The 18,302-nt window shown below is 71.8% G+C and carries 17 protein-coding genes; 5 read left to right on the forward strand and 12 right to left on the reverse strand.

Going from position 1 to position 18,302, the window contains the following annotated elements:
* Positions 1-11: 11 nt before the first annotated feature.
* From HUW46_RS00350 to HUW46_RS00370, 5 genes are all read right to left on the reverse strand, one after another.
* Positions 12-977, reverse strand: coding sequence for a hypothetical protein (locus HUW46_RS00350; RefSeq protein ID WP_215545340.1), 966 nt, complete (start codon positions 975-977; stop codon positions 12-14).
* A 43-nt stretch (positions 978-1,020) separates the two neighbouring features.
* Positions 1,021-2,154 (reverse strand): FAD-dependent oxidoreductase, encoded by a 1,134-nt coding sequence (locus HUW46_RS00355; RefSeq protein WP_215545341.1) that lies wholly within the window; start codon positions 2,152-2,154, stop codon positions 1,021-1,023.
* A 67-nt stretch (positions 2,155-2,221) separates the two neighbouring features.
* On the reverse strand, positions 2,222-3,094 hold the full coding sequence (locus tag HUW46_RS00360; protein ID WP_215545342.1) for a winged helix-turn-helix transcriptional regulator: 873 nt from the start codon (positions 3,092-3,094) through the stop codon (positions 2,222-2,224).
* A gap of 149 nt (positions 3,095-3,243) precedes the next feature.
* Entirely contained in the window at positions 3,244-4,044 is an 801-nt protein-coding gene (locus HUW46_RS00365) for an alpha/beta fold hydrolase (protein WP_215545343.1), read from the reverse strand.
* Between the two features lie 55 nt (positions 4,045-4,099).
* On the reverse strand, positions 4,100-4,936 hold the full coding sequence (locus HUW46_RS00370) for an aldo/keto reductase (RefSeq protein ID WP_215545344.1): 837 nt from the start codon (positions 4,934-4,936) through the stop codon (positions 4,100-4,102).
* 229 nt (positions 4,937-5,165) lie between these two features.
* Between HUW46_RS00370 and HUW46_RS00375 the strand changes: the two genes are divergently transcribed.
* The 3 genes from HUW46_RS00375 to HUW46_RS00385 are packed head-to-tail and all read left to right on the forward strand — an operon-like array spanning position 5,166 to position 8,307.
* Positions 5,166-6,329 (forward strand): PP2C family protein-serine/threonine phosphatase, encoded by a 1,164-nt coding sequence (locus tag HUW46_RS00375; RefSeq protein ID WP_215545345.1) that lies wholly within the window; start codon positions 5,166-5,168, stop codon positions 6,327-6,329.
* Positions 6,326-7,873 (forward strand): sensor histidine kinase, encoded by a 1,548-nt coding sequence (locus HUW46_RS00380; RefSeq protein ID WP_215545346.1) that lies wholly within the window; start codon positions 6,326-6,328, stop codon positions 7,871-7,873. The genes HUW46_RS00375 and HUW46_RS00380 overlap by 4 nt, the downstream gene beginning before the upstream one ends.
* Entirely contained in the window at positions 7,870-8,307 is a 438-nt protein-coding gene (locus HUW46_RS00385; protein ID WP_215545347.1) for a response regulator, read from the forward strand. The genes HUW46_RS00380 and HUW46_RS00385 overlap by 4 nt, the downstream gene beginning before the upstream one ends.
* A 73-nt stretch (positions 8,308-8,380) precedes the next feature.
* On the opposite strand, the gene HUW46_RS00390 is transcribed toward HUW46_RS00385, so the two are convergent.
* The 6 genes from HUW46_RS00390 to HUW46_RS00415 all read right to left on the reverse strand — a co-directional run bounded on the left by HUW46_RS00390 (position 8,381) and on the right by HUW46_RS00415 (position 15,404).
* A complete protein-coding gene (locus HUW46_RS00390) occupies positions 8,381-9,373 on the reverse strand; it encodes a hypothetical protein (protein WP_215545348.1) in 993 nt (330 codons plus the stop codon).
* Positions 9,370-10,269 carry an ATP-binding cassette domain-containing protein gene (locus tag HUW46_RS00395; RefSeq protein WP_215545349.1) on the reverse strand — a complete coding sequence of 300 codons (900 nt, stop codon included), beginning with the start codon at positions 10,267-10,269 and terminating at the stop codon, positions 9,370-9,372. Before HUW46_RS00395 ends, HUW46_RS00390 begins: the two co-directional genes overlap by 4 nt.
* A complete protein-coding gene (locus HUW46_RS00400) occupies positions 10,266-10,655 on the reverse strand; it encodes a GntR family transcriptional regulator (RefSeq protein ID WP_215545350.1) in 390 nt (129 codons plus the stop codon). The genes HUW46_RS00395 and HUW46_RS00400 overlap by 4 nt, the downstream gene beginning before the upstream one ends.
* Before the next feature lie 231 nt (positions 10,656-10,886).
* Positions 10,887-13,811, reverse strand: a complete 2,925-nt coding sequence (locus HUW46_RS00405; protein ID WP_215545351.1) for an AfsR/SARP family transcriptional regulator — start codon at positions 13,809-13,811, stop codon at positions 10,887-10,889.
* Positions 13,812-14,076: 265 nt separating this feature from the next.
* Positions 14,077-14,688 (reverse strand): LysE family translocator, encoded by a 612-nt coding sequence (locus HUW46_RS00410; RefSeq protein ID WP_215545352.1) that lies wholly within the window; start codon positions 14,686-14,688, stop codon positions 14,077-14,079.
* Positions 14,685-15,404, reverse strand: a complete 720-nt coding sequence (locus HUW46_RS00415) for a B3/B4 domain-containing protein (protein WP_215545353.1) — start codon at positions 15,402-15,404, stop codon at positions 14,685-14,687. Before HUW46_RS00415 ends, HUW46_RS00410 begins: the two co-directional genes overlap by 4 nt.
* 29 nt (positions 15,405-15,433) lie before the next feature.
* Between HUW46_RS00415 and pdxR the strand changes: the two genes are divergently transcribed.
* Positions 15,434-16,918 (forward strand): MocR-like pyridoxine biosynthesis transcription factor PdxR, encoded by a 1,485-nt coding sequence (gene pdxR / locus HUW46_RS00420; RefSeq protein ID WP_215545354.1) that lies wholly within the window; start codon positions 15,434-15,436, stop codon positions 16,916-16,918.
* A gap of 3 nt (positions 16,919-16,921) precedes the next feature.
* Here the strand turns inward: pdxR and HUW46_RS00425 are convergent, their stop codons facing one another.
* A complete protein-coding gene (locus tag HUW46_RS00425; RefSeq protein ID WP_215545355.1) occupies positions 16,922-17,491 on the reverse strand; it encodes a sigma-70 family RNA polymerase sigma factor in 570 nt (189 codons plus the stop codon).
* A 61-nt stretch (positions 17,492-17,552) separates the two neighbouring features.
* Between HUW46_RS00425 and HUW46_RS00430 the strand changes: the two genes are divergently transcribed.
* Complete coding sequence (locus tag HUW46_RS00430; protein ID WP_254125653.1) at positions 17,553-18,299, forward strand: zf-HC2 domain-containing protein; 747 nt, start codon at positions 17,553-17,555, stop codon at positions 18,297-18,299.
* Positions 18,300-18,302 lie beyond the last annotated feature (3 nt).

The following is an 18,302-nucleotide window of genomic DNA, read 5'->3' on the forward strand; positions in this document are numbered from 1 at the left end:
GCGGGCTCACCTCAGCAGAAGTTCGCGAGCCGCACGAAACCGCCGAGGTTCTCGTCATCGGTGCCGAGCACACCCGACGCGGCCCCGCAGGCGAGCGCCTCGATCTTGTGCCCCTCGTACTTCGCGACCGGGGTGGGGTCCTTGACCGTGTCGAGCGCGACGCGGTCACCGTCGAGCTTCACGGTGCCGCCGCGGTAGAGCGCCGAATCGAACGGGCCGTCGTCCCCGTTGTCCGAGGCCGAGGAAATCACCAGTGCGCCGTCGGCCAGCACCTTCACGTCCGACACGTGCCGCACCTTCTTCTCGGGGTAGGGCGCGGTGAACTTCGCCGACACCGGGGCCGAGAACTTGCCTTGCCCGAGATCGACCTCCGCGGCCGAAACCACACCCGGTTCCGCGTCCTTGCCGCGGTCGGCCCACACCGCGACGGTCTTCCCACCGATCGCGCTCAGCGCGAACCCTTCGTAGTTGGCCTTGTCGTCCAGATCCGGCAACGGGAACGAGCGCACGACCGTCGCTTTAGCACTGTCCACAGTGATCAGATACGCGGTACCGGAACTGGCCAGCGCCACGAACTCGCCCGCCTTCCCCGGCACGGCGTCGATCGCTTCGAGATCGGTGGGCAGCTCACCGGACCACGCCAGGTCGGTCGAGGTCGCGGCACCGGAGGCGGGCACGCGCACGAGCGCGACCCGGTTCTGGCCGTCCTCCTTGTTGTCCCGCACGATCACAGCGTCGGTCCCGGCCGCGGTCGAGCCGGTCACCGCCATCCCGCTGACACCACCGGTGATGCCACTGCCGACCTGCTGCCATTCGGGGGCGGCCTGCGCCGCCGGGCTCGCCACCAGTCCACACAGGCCGCACGCGGCGGCAAGGGCAAGGTACGCCTTGGTCACGGACACTCCATTCGGGTCGAAACGGCGTTCGCGGGCGGGCGACTGGCGGCCGGCGCCCCGATCCCGCGTGCCGATGATCATTTCGAGCCGAACGGTACCCGGCGGGTTCGGAATCGGGAACCTGCTAACGGGGGGAAGCGGTAATCGGTGAACTCCATTCGAGATGGTGGCCGTACAGCCACGCGCGCTCGGTCTCCCGCCGCCGCGCCTCCTCCGAGGTGGTCCGGCCAGCGCCCTGGCTCCCGCTGACCGCGACCAGCCGTTCCACCCGCGCCCGGCGGATCTCCTCGTACCGCCGGAACGCGTCCACGCGCGCCGGCTCGTCGCGAAGGCACATCGCCAGCACGACGCTGTCTTCGAGCGCCATCGACGCACCCTGCCCCGCGGCCGGTGACGCCGCGTGCGCCGCGTCGCCGACGAGCACCGCGGCACCGGACGACCAGCGCGGCGTGGTCGGTACGTCGTAGGCGTTGCCGCCGAAGACGTCCTCACCCGTCGCGCGGATGATCTCGGCGGCGGGGTTCCGGTCGCCGTCGAACCGCGCGGCCGCGCGCTCCCGCCACCGCGCGGGCGTCGTCTCCCGCGTACCGGTCAGTTCGGCACCCGGCAGCCGCGCGAACCACCACGTGGTGCCGCCGGGATCGGTCGTGTACCCGAAGAACGCGGTGGCGCCCTGGATCATCCGGTAGGTGGCGGGCGGGGCCGGATGCGGCGCGGCGGGCGCGTACCCGTAGACGACGGCGAGCCCGGCGTACCTCGGCTCCGGGGCATCCGGGTCGATCAGGCGCCGTGCGGCGGAGTGGATGCCGTCGGCGCCGACCACGAAATCGGCTTCGGCGCGCGTGCCGTCGGTGAAGCACACGCCGCCGTCGAAGGAAGCGAGGCGTTTGCCGTGCGCGATCGTTCCGCCGCGGCGGACGAACTCGTCGTGCAGCACGCGGTGGAGATCGGCGCGCCGGATCGTGCGCGGGGCCAGCAGGTCCTCGCGGGCGCTGCCGATGGGCTGCACGGGGAGCGCGCCGCCGTCGTAGGAGAACTCGACCTCGTTGGTGGCGAACGACTTGGCGGCGACGACCTCGTGCGCGTCGATCGCGGCGAGCGCGTCCATCCCGTTGTGCATGAGGGTGAGGAACGCGCCCGCGTCGTCGGCACCGGTCGGGTACGCCTCGTAGACGGTGCTGCCGATCCCCGCCTTGAGGAGCGCGATGGCGGTCGCGGTACCGGCGATCCCGCCCCCGATGACTGCCGCGGTCGTCATGCGCGCCTCCCCTTTTCGGCTCAACCTAGCCGTTTCCGCTCGAAGCGGACACCGGCAGGCGGGTGCGTCACGCCAGTTCGTCCAGGTGCGCGAGCGCCTCGCCCACCGAGCCCGCCGGGTCGGTGACCGGGAACTGGACCGCCCTGATCACCTGCCCCGGATCGACCAGCAGCGTCAGCCGCTTCAGCCGGTCGACCCCGCCGGCGCGGAACGTGGGCAGGCGCAGCGCCGCGGTGAGCGCGAGGTCGGAGTCGGACAGCAGCGCGAACGGGAGCGCGGCGTGCTCGGAGAAGGCTCGCAGCTGGTCGGGGCGTTGCGTGCTGACCCCGCGCACGGTGACTCCCCTGCCGTCGAACTCGGCGAAGCGGTCGCGGTAGGTCGTCGACTCGAGGGTGCAGCCCGGCGCGCCGGGGATGTCGCCCCAGCCCGGTGGCAGCGGGTTCCCCCGTGGGGCGAACGCGCCGGGAAAGGCGTAGAGCACCGACCACCCCTGGCCGGTGGGCGTCATCGGCTCCCCCGTGTCGGATATCAGGAGCGTCGCGGGCACCCGGGTGCCCACCAGCGCCCGCACCCGCCTCGCCTCGGCCGAGGTCGGTGAGCTCGTCGCGGTGAGCGAGCCGTCCCCGGCGACGAACCGCGTGCCCCAGTCCTGCAACGCGACGAGCACCGGCAGCAGGCCGCGGCCGGTGTCGGTCAGGCGGTATTCGTACCGCGGCGGGCGCTCCGAGTAGTGCACCTTCTCGACCACGCCGTCGGCCACCAGCGCCTTGAGCCGTTCGGTGAGCGTCTTCCTGCTGATGTCGAGTTCCTGCTGCAGGGCATCGAACCGGGTGAGGCCACCGGCGATGTCGCGCACGACGAGCAGCGTCCACCAGTCGCCGACGACACCGAGCGCCTGGGCGATCGCGCAGTCGGCGTCGGCGAGTTCGCGGTACTTCATGGCCGCTCCTTCCGTCCGCGACCGCACCACCCTAAGGTAAGTTCCGGTTTTGAACTCACCTCAGGGTGGTTGGTACCTGGCGGCCACTGGACATGAATGTCCACTGTGGACGGCGCACCGCGATTCGACCGCCCGCCGTCACCCGCGGGCTAACCGCTCTCCGCGACCCTGTCGAGCCACTCGGCCAGCAGTGCGCCGAACAGCGCGGGCTGTTCGAGCTGCAGGTTGTGGCCCGCCCTGTCGAGCACCGCGAACGACGCCCTCGGATAGTGGCCTAGCAGCGCGTACTGGTCCTCGTAACCGGTGATCGAGTCCTGCCGTCCGGTCAGCACGAGGACCGGGCGTTCGTAGGCGGGGCCGCTCTCCGGCGGGACCGAGAGCGTGTAGTTCTCCCGCACCCGCGCCAGCGTCGTCTCGTCTGCGAGCGCGAGCCCCGGCGCCACCTCCGCCCGGTACCTGGCCAGGATCTCCGGTGACCGCACGACCGCGATCTCGGTGAAATCGGCGGCCTCCGCCGCGTCCATCGAGGCGATAAGCGCGGGATCCGACCTGAGCACGGTGTGCGGCGGGAGGGTGCGCCGCGCGTGCTCGGGTTCAGTGCCGATCGGGCAGATCAGCGCCATCCCCCGCACCTGGCCCGGCCGTTCGCGCACCAGCGCGCGGGCGAGATAACCGCCGTAGGACTCGCCGACGAGCAGGAACGGCTCCGCGCCGAGGTGCTCGTCGGCGAAGGACGACACCGCGGCCAGCAGGTCGTCCGAACCGCGTGCCGAACCGCCCGGCGACTTCCCCATCCCCGGCAGGTCCGGGTAGAGGCGCCGGTAGCCGGGCCGCTCGGCGAACACCGGTTCGAGGCAACCGGACATCATCCGGTGATCCGGCGTCCAGCCGTGCAGCGCCAGCACCGGGACGCCGGAGCCGAACTCTTCGTGGAAAACCTGAGCTGTCATGTCTTCCCCCTTGATCCGCGATCAGGTTTAGCAGAGGGGGCCGACAGAACCCGGTTCAGCCGTCGAAGGTTTCGGGATCGGGACCGGTGCGGCGGCCGCGGTCCAGCCCGCCGAGTGCCCGCATGTCCTCATCGGACAGTGCGAAGCCGAACACGTCGATGTTCTCGCGGATCCGCTCCGGTGAAGAGGACTTCGGGAACACGATGTGGCCGAGCGCGAGGTGCCAGCGGAGCACGACCTGCGCCGCCGTCCTGCCGTGCGCGGCGGCGATGCGGGTGACCACCTCGTCGCCGAGGACCTCGCCCTGCGCGATCGGGCTCCACGCCTCGGTCGCGATCCCGTGCTCCTCGTGGTACCGGCGCAGCTCCGCCTGCTGCAGGTACGGGTGCAGCTCGATCTGGTTGACCGAGGGCACCGCGCCGGTCTCCCCGGCGAGCCGGTCGAGGTGCGCCGGGGAGAAGTTCGACACGCCGATCGCGCGCGCCTTCCCCGCCTTCAGGATCTCGTCGAACGCCTGCCACGTCTTGACGTAGCGATCCTTGGCGGGCAACGGCCAGTGGATCAGGTACAGGTCGACGTAGTCCGTGCCGAGCCGCCGCAAGCTGCCTTCGAGCGCGGTGATGGCGTTGTCGTGGCCCTGGGCGTCGTTGGCGAGCTTGGTCGTCACGAACACCTCCTCGCGGGGCACGCCCGATTTCTTGATACCGGCCCCGACGCCCTGTTCGTTGCGGTACATCTGCGCGGTGTCGATGTGCCGGTAACCCGCGTCGAGGGCGAGCGCGACCGCGTCGGCCGTCCGGTCCGGCTCGATCCCGAACACGCCGAAACCGAACTGCGGGATCGGCACCCCGCCGGTCAACCGGATGCTGGGCACCGTCGTGGGGGAGGTCATGCCCTTGCCTACCCATCCCGGCGCGCGCGAAACCGGCATGTCGGAGATCCGGGCGTAGGTCCCCGACCGGCCCGGCGCTAAGGTGAAACCCGGTTGACGCCAACAGCCATCCAGTCCGCGCGGGGCAACGCGCGGGCTTTCTTCATCCGTCCCGGCACGCCGGGCAGCGGACTCCACAGAGGAAAGGCTGGATGTCCTGTCGAACGCACTGCGAGCGGGGGTTCCGGTGATGCCGGACGAAGCCGCGCCCCTGCACGTCCTCCTCGTCGAAGACGACGACGGCGACGCCCTGCTCGTCGAAGAGTTCCTCGCCGACAGCGCGGCCCCGATCACGCTGGACCGGGTCGCCACCATGGCCGACGCCGTCGGCGCGCCCGTCACGGCCGACTGCGTGCTGCTCGACCTCAACCTGCCGGACGCGGTCGGCATCGCCGGGGTGACGAGGGTGCGCAGGCACGCCCCCGGTACCGCGGTGGTCGTGCTGACCGGGCACAACGACGAGGAGACCGGGATCGCCGCGGTCGCCGCCGGCGCGCAGGACTACCTGGTCAAGGACCAGGTCGACGGGCTGCTGCTGATCAAGGCGCTGCGGTACGCACGCGAGCGCAAACGGGCCGAGCAGGTCGAGCAGCAGCTGCTCGAACAGCAGTTGCTGGCGAACGAGAACTCGCGGCTCGAGCGCGGGCTGCTGCCGACGCCGCTGCTCGCGGACTCGCACCTGGCCCTGACCACCCGGTACCGCCCCGGCCGCGACGGGTCGCTGCTCGGCGGCGACTTCTACGACGCCGTCGAACTCGCCGACGGCACCGTCAACGTGATCATCGGGGACGTGTGCGGGCACGGGCCGGACGAGGCCGCGCTCGGCGTGGCGCTGCGGATCGCGTGGCGGTCGCTGGTACTGGCCGGGCTCGCCTCCGGTGAGGTGCTGACCATGGTCGAACGCGTGCTGCGGCACGAGCGGATCCGCTCGGTGTTCGCCACCGTGTGCATGGTCACCGTGGCGGCGGACCGCGGCTCGCTGCGGATGAGCCTCGCCGGGCACCCGCCGCCGCTGCTGGTCACCGGCGACGGCGGTGAGCTGCTGCCGAACGACCGGCTCGGCGTTCCGCTCGGGGTGGTCGACGACGCGCGGTGGGAGCCGCTCGAAGTGCCGCTGCCACCGGAGTGGTCGCTGCTGCTCTACACCGACGGCGTTTTCGAAGGCCGCGTCGAAGAAGGGATCGAACGGCTCGGCCACGAGGAAATGGCGAAACTGGTGCTCGGGATACTCGGCCGGGAGCCCGAGCACGGCAAGGTGCTCGACGAGCTGATCGCGACCGTGGAGCGCCTCAACCGCGGCCCGCTCGACGACGACGTCGCGCTGGCCATGCTGACGCACCGGAGCGGCCGATGACCGACGACCACGTCCGGCGCTGGTCGCTGCGGCGGTGGGCGACGCTGCTCGGGTTCGCCGAGGCCGTGCTCCTGGTGGCCGCGCTCGTGGGCGGCGGTGTCGCGCTCAAGACCTTCGACGACGCGCGCACCCGCCTCGTCGACCAGACCGGTCCCGAGCTGCTGCAGGCCACCACGCTGTCCACCGGCCTGCTGAACCAGGAGACGGGCCTGCGCGGCTACCTGCTCACCGGGCAGGGCGATTTCCTGACCCCGTACGAACAGGGCAAGCGGCAGGAGGCGGTCGCGGTCGCGGAGCTGCGGCGCCTCGGCGCGGTACCGGGTACCGAAGCCGGCGCGGACCTCGACGCCGTCCAGCGGGCCGCCGAGGCGTGGCGCGCCGAAGCGCGTCCCGACGCGCCGCCACCGCAGGCCGACCGCGGGAAGGGGCTCTTCGACGCGGTGCGGACCGCGCTGGACACCCAGCAGCGGCACCTCGCCGCGGCCAGGGACGCCGCCAGGGAAAGCCTCGCCGACGCGAACACGATCCTCACCACCATGCTCGTGGTCATCGCGGCGCTGGTGCTGCTGTTGTTCCTGCTCGTCTACCTCGGGTTCCGGCGCACCATCACCCGGCCGGTCATCCGGCTGGCCGAGCAGGTCAGGGCGGTGTCGGCGGACGACCTGCGCGGGGAGGTGCGCGGCGACGGGCCGCGCGAGGTCCGGCAGCTCGCCGAGGACGTGGAGGCGATGCGGCGGCGCATCCTCGGCGAGGTCGCGGAACTGGAGCGCGCGCACGAACTGCTCGACACGCGCACGCACGAGCTGGAACGGTCCAATTCGGACCTGGAGCAGTTCGCCTACGTCGCCTCGCACGACCTGCAGGAGCCGCTGCGCAAGGTGGCGAGCTTCTGCCAGCTCCTGCAACGCAGGTATTCCGGGCAGCTCGACGAACGGGGCGAGCAGTACATCGAGTTCGCCGTCGACGGCGCGAAGCGGATGCAGAACCTGATCAACGATCTGCTGTCGTTCTCCCGGGTGGGCAGGCGCGCAGGCGACCACGTCGTCGTCGACACCGGCGCTCTTCTCGACCAGGCGCTGGCGAACCTGGATCCCGTGGTCGAGGAAACCGGTGCCGTCCTCACCCGCGGCGCGCTGCCCGAGGTGCGGGGCGAGGCGACGCTGCTGACCGCGGTGCTGCAGAACCTCGTCAACAACGCGCTGAAGTTCCGGGGCGAGGCTCCGCCGGAAGTGCGCGTCGAAGCGGAGCGCGACGGCGCCGAATGGGTGTTTTCGGTGACCGACAACGGGATCGGCATCGACGACGAGTACGCCGAACGGATCTTCGCGATCTTCCAGCGCCTGCACGCCAAGAGCGCCTACCCGGGCACCGGGATCGGGCTGGCGATGTGCCGCAAGATCATCGAGTACCACGGCGGGCGGATCTGGCTCGACACCACCGCCGCCGAAGGGACCCGCTTCCGCTTCACCCTGCCCGCGCTCGAGGAGCCGGAGGCCGTGGAGCCCGTCGAAAACGCGGACCATGTGAAAAGTGAGGAAGAATGACCGAATCGCTGGACCCGATCGACATCCTGCTCGTCGAGGACGACCCCGGTGACGTCCTGATGACGAAGGAGGCGTTCGAGCACCACAAGATCCGGAACACCCTGTCGGTGGTCGCGGACGGCGTGGAGGCGTTGCAGTTCCTCCGCCGGGAAGCGCCGTACGAGGACGCGCCGAGGCCGGGGCTGATCCTGCTCGACCTCAACCTGCCCCGCATGGACGGGCGCGAGGTGCTCAGCGAGATCAAGGCGTCGCCGGACCTGCGCACCATCCCGGTCGTGGTGCTGACCACCTCCGAGGCGGAGGAGGACATCCTGCGCAGCTACGACCTGCACGCCAACGCCTACGTCACCAAGCCGGTGGACTTCGACCGGTTCGTCGAAGTGGTCCGCCAGATCGACGACTTCTTCGTCACCGTGGTCAAGCTCCCCCGCTGAAGCGCACGGGCCGCTCCCGCTGAAGGCCACCATCACGGGCAGTGATGGTGGCCTTCAGGGCGTGGAAACCCGCTCAGACGCGCGCCATGCGGCGCACGACGCGCAGCGCCACCACGAGCAGTACCGCGGCCAGCACGACGAAGAGGCCGAACTCGGCGAGCTGGAAGAACCCGAGCCGCTCCGGGGGCTGGGTATCGCGGTAGTGCGCCACGATTCCGTTCTGCCGCAAGCAGGAGTAGTACTCCCCCGCGGAGCGGTACGAGCCGCTGCAGGAACGCGGGTAGTCCATCGTGGTGCCCGCGCCGTCCAGATAACCGGAGTCGACCGTCAGCGTGTTGGGCGGCAGTTCGTTCGTCGCGGGGCCTTCCACGCCGAGCGGGCTCGTCTGCCGCACCGGGCTCTGGAAGTACGGGCGCACGAACCGTTCGATGCCCGCGCGCACCCCGACGAACAGCGCCGCCGTGACCCCCATCGACACCACGGTCCGGCGGCAGATCGCGCTCACCGCGAGCCCGAGCGCGAAGCCGAACAACGCGTACGCGGCCTGGGTGAGCGCGACGTCGTCGAAGTACGGCGACCGGAAGAGGTTGAACGCCGGGTACTGGGACGGCATTTCGAGGATGCGGTGCATCATGAACTCCGCGGTCACCCCGAGCGCCACGCTGAAGGCCACCGCGACGGCCGCGAGCACGGTCGTCTTGACCGCAAGCCAGCGCAGCGGGGACACGTCCTGGCTCCACACCAGCAGGTGCGTCCGCTGCTCGTACTCCTTCGACAGCAGCGGAGCCGCCCAGAAGACCGCGACGAGCCCGCTGAAGCCGAGGACCCCGGCGAGCAGGAGTTCCCCGACGTCCGAGACCTGCCGGACCCCTGGCAGGCCGATCCGGGCGTCACCCTGCCCGGCCACTTCGACCGAAACCCACAGCATCCCCGCGATGGCGGCGAGCACGAGCACGCCGGTGCCCACCAGCATCAGCCGGTGCTGGCGCGCGGTGACCCCGATCAGATCGCCCCAGCCGACCCGGGCGCGCGGTGACCGTTCGGCCACGACAGCGGTCGCGGTCATGCCCGTCCTCCCTTCCTGGTCCTGGCGAGCTGCGCCAGTACGAAGTCTTCGAGCGTCACCGGGCGCACCGTCCACGGCGCGGCGACGGCGGGCACCGGCTCGCCTTCGGGCAGCCGGACGAGGAAGGTCGACTGCTTGCCCCGGTGCCGTGCTTCCACCACCTCGCCCGGTCCCGGCGGCGCGTCGGCGGCCGGTCCCACGTAGTGCACGTGCGCCTGGAGCAGCTCGTCCATGTCGCCGTCGACGACGAGCCCGCCGTGCGCGAGCAGCAGCAGGTGATCGGCGACGCCGCCGAGCTCGGCCACCACGTGCGTGGAGAGCACGACGGTCATGCCGCTCGCGTCGACCTCGGTCAGCAGTTCCGCCATCACCTCGCGCCGCACGAGCGGGTCGAGGTTGGCCAGCGGTTCGTCGAGCAGCAGCACGTCGGGGCGGGAGCCCACGGCGACCGCGAACGCGACCTGGGCCTGCTGACCGCCGGAGAGCTTGCCGCACGGGCGGTCGAGCGGGACCTCGAACCGGGTCAGCCAGTTGTGCGCCCGTTCGGCGTCCCACACCACGTTCAGCTTCGCCACGAGCCGCAGCAAATCCGGTGCCTTGAGGTGGCGGTAAACCGGCTTCTCCTGCGCCACGAACGCGACCCGGCCCTCGGTGGCCACCGATCCGTCGTCCGGGGTGAGCAGCCCGGCCAGCACGCTCAGCAGCGTGGTCTTCCCGGCGCCGTTGGCCCCGATCAACGCGGCCACCTTGCCCTTCGGCAGCTCGAACGAACAGTCGTTCAGCGCGACGTGTTCGGTCCGCTTCGGCAACAGCCTGCGATAGCGCTTGGTGAGGCCACCCGCCCGCAGCGCGACCTCGGCCACGCTGCCGACCTCATCGGCCACAGCGGTCGTCATGCGATTTCCACCCCTTCTTCGGCGAGGACGACCCGGAGCAGGGCGTCCACGTCCTCGTTCTCCAGCCCCGCGGTCCTGGCCTTGGCGACCCAGTCGGCGAGGCCGGCGCGCAGCTCGGCCATCACCTCGGGGTCCACCGCGCCCAGTCCCGCCTTGACGAACGTGCCCGCCCCCTGGCGGGCCTCGACCAACCCGGCGAACTCCAGTTCGCGGTAGGCCTTCAGCACGGTGTTGGCGTTGACGCCGCTGGTGGCGACCACGTCGCGCACCGTCGGCAGCCGGTCCCCCGGTCTCAGCCAGCCGAGCCGCAAGGCCTCCTTGACCTGCCGTACGAGCTGCAGGTATGCGGGGAGGCCGCCGGCACGGTCCACTCGGAACTCCACCACGGCACCTCCAAATTGTTCTAGTGAACTAATACACTAGTTGACTGGATCGGAGGTGTCGTGTCAAGGTGTGATCGTTCGCCGGTTCGGGGCAGCGGACACCACGGGTGGGGTGGCGATCGGGGGCCACCCCACCCGATTACCCGTCCACTTCAGACATTCCACTTAGGACAAACTCGCCACGGGGAAACTGTTCCCGTGCGCGCGACGGCACCAGCGCGCGGGAAGCGGTGCTCAGGCGGGGAAGGCGCGCACCTGGTAACCGTTTTCGGTGGCGGGCACCGCGGTCAGCCGCGGCGCGCGGGTCCGGGCGGCCTTTCCCCCGCTCGCCGCGGGCCCCACCGGGAACGGCTGGCCGGAGAACACGTCGAGTGCGGCGGCCGCCACCTCGGGCGGCGCGGTCTCGATGATCTCCTCGATGTCCTGCGCCCGCGGATCGCCGAGCTGCTTCATCACCACGACGGCGGATTCCCAGCAGCCGCGCGCGAGACCGGGGTGCCCCGCGGCGTTGAGCGTCTTGGCGAGGTCGACGTAGACGATCGCTTCCCAGCGCCGGTTGCCGAGCCGCCGGAACGCGCGCAACGCCTTCCCGAGCACCCTGATCGCGTTCGGGTAGCGGCCGGACGCGGCGTAGGCCCGGCCGAGGTTGTGGTCGTTCCGCGGGCCTTCGTCGGGATCGGCGAGCTCGGTGAACAGCACACTGGCCTGCTGGTGGCATTCCATCGCGCGCTCGGGATCGCCCGCGACGCAGTAGGCCATGCCGACGCTGTCGAGGTTCAGCGCGATACCGCGCTTGTACCCGACCTCGCGGCAGCGCTCCAGCGCCTCGGTGCCGTACCGGATCCCGTTCTCGGGATCGCCCATCGAGGTGTGCGCCATGCCGAGGTTGCCCATCGCCATGCCCTGGCCCCTGCGGTCGCCGACGTCGCGGAAGCACGCGTGCGCGAGGCGGAAGTAGTGCTGGGCGGTCGCCCATTCGGCCTGGTCGAGGTGGAAGCAGCCCAGCGAGTTGAGGGTGTAGGCCTCCCCGGTGCGATCACCGGCCGCGCGGGCCGCGCGGCAGGCCAGCTCGAGGAATTCCAAGCCTTCCGGCCACGGGATCCGGCGTTCGAGGAAGGAGGTCATCCCGATCGCGATCCGCCAGGCGTACGCGCCCCAGCCGTGCGTCGCACCCCAGCTGATCGCGGATCGCAGGCAGTCGTACTCCTGCTCGAACCACCGCATCGCGGCGTCGTGGTCGGCGAAGGACGGCACCGGCCGCATCGCCTGGTACGGCTCGACGAAGGCCCGGCGCCGGTGTGGAAGCAGCGCCGTGTCGGCGCTGATCACGGCGTGCAGATACCAGTCGAAGACGCGGTTCAGCGCCGGTTCGACCTCCGCCGGGCTCTCGTTCCGCCGCGCCTCGTCGGTGGCGTACAACCGGATCAGGTCGTGCAGTTCGTACCGCTCCGGGCGGCGCTGCTCCACCATGTGCGCGGCGACGAGCTGGTCGAGCGCGAGCTTCGCGCGCGGCACCGGCAGATCGGCGAGCGCCGCGACGGCCTCCACCGTGATGTCGTTCGCCGGGTACAGGCCGAGCTTGCGGAACACCGCGGCCGCACCGGGCTCGAGCGTGCGGTACGACCACGACAGCGCGGCGCGGAGATCGGTGTACGGGTCGTCCGCGCCGGCGCCGAAGTTGTCGAGCCTCGCCACTTCGTCGGCGAGCGCGTGCACGACCTCGGCGAGACTGCCCGCGCGCTGCGCGCGCTCGGCGACGATCGCCAGCGCCAGCGGCAACCGGTCGCACAGGTCCACCAGCCGGGCCGAAGCCGCCGGTTCGGCGCGAATCCGGTCCGCGCCGACGCCGACCGCGAGCAGCGCCAACGCCTCGTCGTGGCCGAGGCGGCGCAGCGTCACCCGGTGCGCACCGTCCCGAATGGACAGTGGGCGGAGCTGGTTCCGACTGGTGACCACGACCAGGCTCCCGGAACCGGGCAGCAGCGGGCGCACCTGCTGGGCGTCGCGGGCGTTGTCCAGCACGATCAGCGCCCGCCTCCCGGCGAGGCTGCTGCGCAGCATGGCGGCGCGCTCGTCGAGTTCGGCCGGCATGTGCTCGTTCGACACGCCCAGCGAGCGCAGCAGGCTTTCCAGCGCGGCGGCGGCCTTGACCGGTTCGCCGGAGGAGAACCCGCGCAGGTTCAGGTACAGCTGCACGTCGGGGAAGCGGTCGCGCACCCCGTGCGCCCAGTGCAGCGCGAGCGTGGTCTTCCCGGTGCCGGCCGCCCCGTCGATCGCGACGATCGTGATCGGCGACGTGTCCACTGTGGACTTATCGGGGAGCAGGGCGTCGAGCGCTTCGAGGTCGCTTTCCCTGCCGGTGAACCTGGCGTTGTCGTGCGGTAGCTGGTGCGGCCCCGTCCCGGTCTCCCCCTTCGGCGGCGAAGGCTGCGAGACCGTGCCGTCGACGAGTACCGCGTGGTGGAGCCGCTGCAGCTCGTCACCGGGGTCGATCCCGAGCTCGTCACCGAGCAGCGCACGCACCCGCTGGTAGGCGGCGAGCGCGTCGGCGCGGCGCCCGGACCGGTGCAGCGCGGTGATCAGCCGGAACCACAGCGACTCGCGCAACGGGTAGGTGTTCGTCAGGTCCCACAGCTCGGCGACGAGCGCGCCGGAGCGGCCCTGCGCCAGTTCGAGGTCGACCCGGCGCTCGGTCGCGGTGAACCACTCTTCGGTCAGCTTCGGGACCACGTCGCGGTCGATCCAGGTGGAGTCCACGCCGGTGAACGGCTGCCCGCGCCAGAGCCCGAGCGCTTCGCGCAGCAGCGCGAGCTCCTCGTCGACGGACGAGGCCTTGCGCGCGCGGTCGAGCGCGTCGCGGAACCGGAACAGGTCGACGGCGCCGGTGGGCAGGTCGATCCGGTAGCCGATGCCCGAGCAGGTCAGGATCCGCTCGTTGCCCAGCAGCCTGCGCAGGCGGGAGACGTAGGTGGCCAGCGTGCCCCTGGCGTCGGCGGGCAGCTGCTCGGTCCACAGCCGTTCGGCCAGCGCGTCGATCCGCATCGGCCTGCCACCCGACATCAGGAAGGCGGCCAGCAGCACCCGCAGGTGACCCGACGGCACCGACACCGGGCCGTCGGGTGCGGTGACCTCCCACGGCCCGAGAACCCGGAAGTCCATCTCCTGGTCCACCAGTGCTCAGCCCTCGCTCGCCACCGTCGGTGACCTTCGCGTCATTCCCGCACTCCCGCCGTGCCCGTTCACCGCGCGCCTGGTCCGGATCGGCCAGGGCCTCCTCGCCCGCGGTTCGCGAGCGGGTACCCGGTCAGCGTAACCGGATGACAGGCCGTAGGTGAACAGTTAGCGAGAGAGGCCCGCGACCGTGCCCGAACCGACCCGATCGGGACTCGGCCGTGACATTGAGTGAGCGCCCGCTCAGTCGGGATCAGAGGCTGGTGAACGCGAGCTTCACCCCCAGCGCCACGAACGCGCCCGCGAAGGTGCGCCGCATCCACCTGAGCACCGACGGCCGCGAGAGCACCTTGTCCCGCACCGCGGCGGCGACCAGCCCGTAGCCCGCGAACACCACGAACGTCAGCGCCATGAACACCGCGCCGAGTTCGAGCATGCGCGCGACCGGCGCCGGGTCCGCCGCGGCGACGAACTGCGGCAGGAACGCCAGGAAGAAGATCGACAGCTTGGGGTTGAGGATGTTCACCAGCACGGCGGTGCCCGCGATCCGGACCGGCGACGGCGGGCTTGCCGCCTCGTCGACCTGCAGCGCGCCGCGTTCGGTGAGCGTGCCCCACGCGACGTAGAGCAGGTAGGCCACCCCGGCGTACTTGAGGACGTCGAACACCACGGGGCTGGTGTGCAGCAGCGCGGCGAGGCCGAGCACGGTGGCGGCCAGGTGCGGGACGATCCCGATCGTGCAGCCGAGCGCCGCCACGACGCTCGCGCGCCAGCCACGGGACAGCCCGGCAGCGAGGGTGTAGAGGACCCCGGTACCGGGCGACACCGTGACGATCAGCGCGGTCACCAGGAACTCGATGCTCATGAACGCACTCCGTCAAAGTCGAAGCCGAAGTCGAACCGCCGCGCGTCCGGCGCGATGCGCATCGATTGTCCACAGTGGACACCGAGGCCGTCGGCCAGCTCGCGTGCCAGCGCGCCGAGATCCTCGGACGCGGTGTCGTGCAAGGCTTCCGCGACGACGAGCACCCGATCGGTCCGGTCCGTGACGACCGAACGCGCGCTCTGCCGGAACGCCCAGCGCCGGGAGTGCGCGTGGCCGTCTTCGTCGACGTAGACGATTTCGCCCGGCGCCGGGTGTTCCGCGGTGCCCTGGAAGGTCTCGTACTTCTCGGTGCCGTGCGCGGGCCGGATCGCCAGCCCGCCCGCGATCCGGTCGACGTCGAGCGCGGCGACCGGGATCGCGAACCGCATCGAGACGAAGTTCAGGTAGTCGACGAGCGGGTGTCGCGCGGGCATCCCGCCGTGCTTGCGGTACCGGCGGAGCAGGGCCTCGGACGCGCACCGGTACTGGGTCGGTTTGAGGCCCATCTTCGCGAAGGCGTCGCGCCACGCGGCGATCTCGGACATCTCGGACTCGGCGCGCTCGGCGACCCTGGCGTCGACACCGGGGCGCAACGCTTCCTGGCGCGCTGTCGTGTCACCGAGGCCGAGCACGTCGTCGACGACCACGGCCACCGCGCGCAGCCCCGGGTGGGCGGCCCAGACCGCGTCGTCGTGCCGCAGGAAAAAGGGAGCCATACCGCCCACCTTCCTGCCACACTGGTCCGATGAACAGGTCCAACGGTGACACGGTTCAAAGGTCCATAACTCCGGGCTCGGACTTCCTCCAGCTCGACGTGCGGCAGGCGCCCGCGGGCGGCCTGTCCGACTGGCTGGCCGGGCGGCTGCGGCTCGCGGTCTCCGACGGCAGGCTCCCGGTCGGCAGCAGGCTCCCGGCCACCCGCACCCTCGCCGCCGAGCTGGACGTGTCGCGCGGTGTCGTCACCGAGGCGTACCGGCGCCTGATCGAAGACGGGCACGCGGCAGGGCGCGGGCGGGGCGGCACCGTCGTCGTGGCCGCCCCGGTGGCGACCACCGCCGAGCCCGGCGCGGCGGCCGCGCGGCGCGACGGCACGCCCTCGGTCTTCCCCGCCGATCCCGGGATCGAGGTGTTCGACACGCTGCGCGCGGCACCGGCGAGGATCGACCTCTCCCCCGGTGTCCCCGATCTGGGCGCGTTCCCGCGCACGTCGTGGCTGCGGGCGGAACGCGCCGTGCTGAACGAGCTTTCGGCCGCCCACTTCGGCTACGGCGATCCCCGCGGCGCGCCGGCGCTCCGGCTGGCGATCGCCACCTGGCTCGCCCGCAACCGCGGCATCAGGGCCGATCCCGACGAGGTGATCGTGACCGCGGGGGTCTCGCAGGCGCTCGGGCTGTTCGCGCAGGTGCTGCGCGCCGACGGGCGCACCGCGATGGCGGTGGAGGACCCCAGCTCGCTCGGCGCGCGCCAGCACCTCGCGCACTGGGGGCTGGAAACCCCGCCCGTTCCGGTCGACGACGGCGGCCTCGTCGTGGACGCCCTGCGGGCGAACGGGGCGTCCGCCGTCCTGCTCACCCCCGCGCACCAGTTCCCCACCGGTGCCGTGCTCGACGGCGAGCGGCGGCGCGAGCTCATGCGCTGGGCGGCCGAGGGCGGGATGGTGGTCGAGGACGACTACGATGCCGAACACCGCTACGACCGGCCGCCGGTGCCCGCACTGCGGGAAATGCTCCCCGAACAGGTCTGCTACGCGGGCAGCGTGTCGAAGTGGCTCGCACCGGCGCTGCGCGTCGGCTGGGTGCTCGCGCCCACGCGGTACCACGACGCGATCGTCGCCGCGAAGCGCTACGCCGATCTCGGCAACCCCGTGCTGGCGCAACTGGTGCTGGCGAGGCTGATGGACTCCGGCGAGATGGAGCGGCAGCTGCGGTTCGCGCGCAGGCGGAACCGGCGCCGCCGCGACGCGATGATCGAAGCGATCGGCGCGTTCCTTCCCGGCGCGACCGTGCACGGCGCCGCGGCCGGCCTGCATCTGATGGTCACCTTCGACACCGATCTGTCCGATGTGGACCTCGCGGCGCGGGCGCTGGCGCGCGGGGTCAAGGCGCAGCCGCTGTCCTGGCACGCCCAGCTGCCCTCTAAACCGGGACTGGTGCTCGGATACGCGGCGCGGACGCCGACCGAGATCGGCGACGGGATCGCCGCGCTCGGCCGCGTCGTGGCGGAAGCCTGACGCTCAGATCGCGGTGTCGTCGCGTTCGTCCCGTGCCCGCAACAGGTCTTCGCGAGCGCGCGAAACCCGGGACCGCACGGTGCCGACCGGGCACCCCGAAACCTCGGCCGCCTCGGCGTAGGAAAGCCCGAGGAACTGCGTGAGCACGAGCGCCTCGCGCCGGTCGTCGTCGAGCGTGTCCAGCAGGGCGCCCAGTTCGATCATGTCCTCGAACCCCGCGGTGCCGCGATCGCGCGCCGCCATGCCCTCGGCCGCGCTCTCCCAGTCGGCGTCGGCGACCTTCGGCCGCGACGAGGCGGCCCGGATCTGGTCGACCACGACGCGGCGCGCGATGGACAGCAGCCAGGTCCGCGACGACGACCGCCCGGCGAAGCGCGACAGCGATCCGAACGCGCGGAGGTAGGTCTCCTGGGTGAGGTCGTCGGCGAGTGCCGGGTTCGTGCGGTGGGCGAGGAAGCGCCACACGTCCGCCTGGGTCGCGCGCACCCAGGCCTCCAGCGCCGGGCGGTCGCCGCGGGCGGCGGCCAGCGCGAGGTCGGTGGTCCGCTCGTCGGTCAGCCGGTCGTGGGGCACGCACCCGACGGTAGTACATCGCGGTGCCGGGAACCGCCGGGCCCGCCGGTCCGACTACCTGATGGTGAGCTGTGAACTCTTCCGCGAAGCGCTGTCGGCCAGGATCGACGGCGAATCAGGACCGCTGCCCGCGGAGAAGGTGGACCAGCACCTCGACGCCTGCGCAGCGTGCCGCCGCTGGTACGACGACAGCGTGGCGCTCCGGCGTTCGATGCTGCTGCGCGCCGCGCCCGCGGTGCCCGATCTGACCGCGGTGATCCTGGAGAACTCGCCGCCACCACCCCGCGAGAAGTGGGGCCTGCGGATGGCGCTCGGGCTGGTCGCGCTCGTCCAGTGCGCGCTCGCCTTCGCCCAGCTCCTGGGCATGAGCACCGGCGCGCACGGCGGGCACCTCGGCGTGCTGGACGGCCACCTGATCAACGAGGGCGCGGCCTGGAACCTCGCGGTCGGCATCGGCCTGCTGTGGGCGGCGCTGCGCACCAAGGCGGCGGGCGGGCAGCTCCCGCTCATCGGCGGCTTCGTGCTGGTGCTCACGGTCATCTCGGTGGTCGACGTGGTCGGCGACCGGGTCACCCCGGAACGGCTGGCCTCGCACGGGTTCGTCGTGCTCGGGCTGGTGCTGCTCGTCGCGGTGCACCGGGCGCACCGCGCGGACCCTTCGCCCGGCCCCGTCCTCGCCGACGCCGAGCACACCGGGGAACCCACCGTCACCACGCACGGGGCGCTGGCGCTGCTGGACACCGCCGAAGCCGCCGAGCCGGACCGCCGGTCGCGGCGCCGCCCGGCGGGGCGGCACCGCGCCGCTTGAGCG

Source organism: Amycolatopsis sp. CA-230715 (assembly GCF_018736145.1).
Classification (GTDB): Bacteria; Actinomycetota; Actinomycetes; order Mycobacteriales; family Pseudonocardiaceae; genus Amycolatopsis.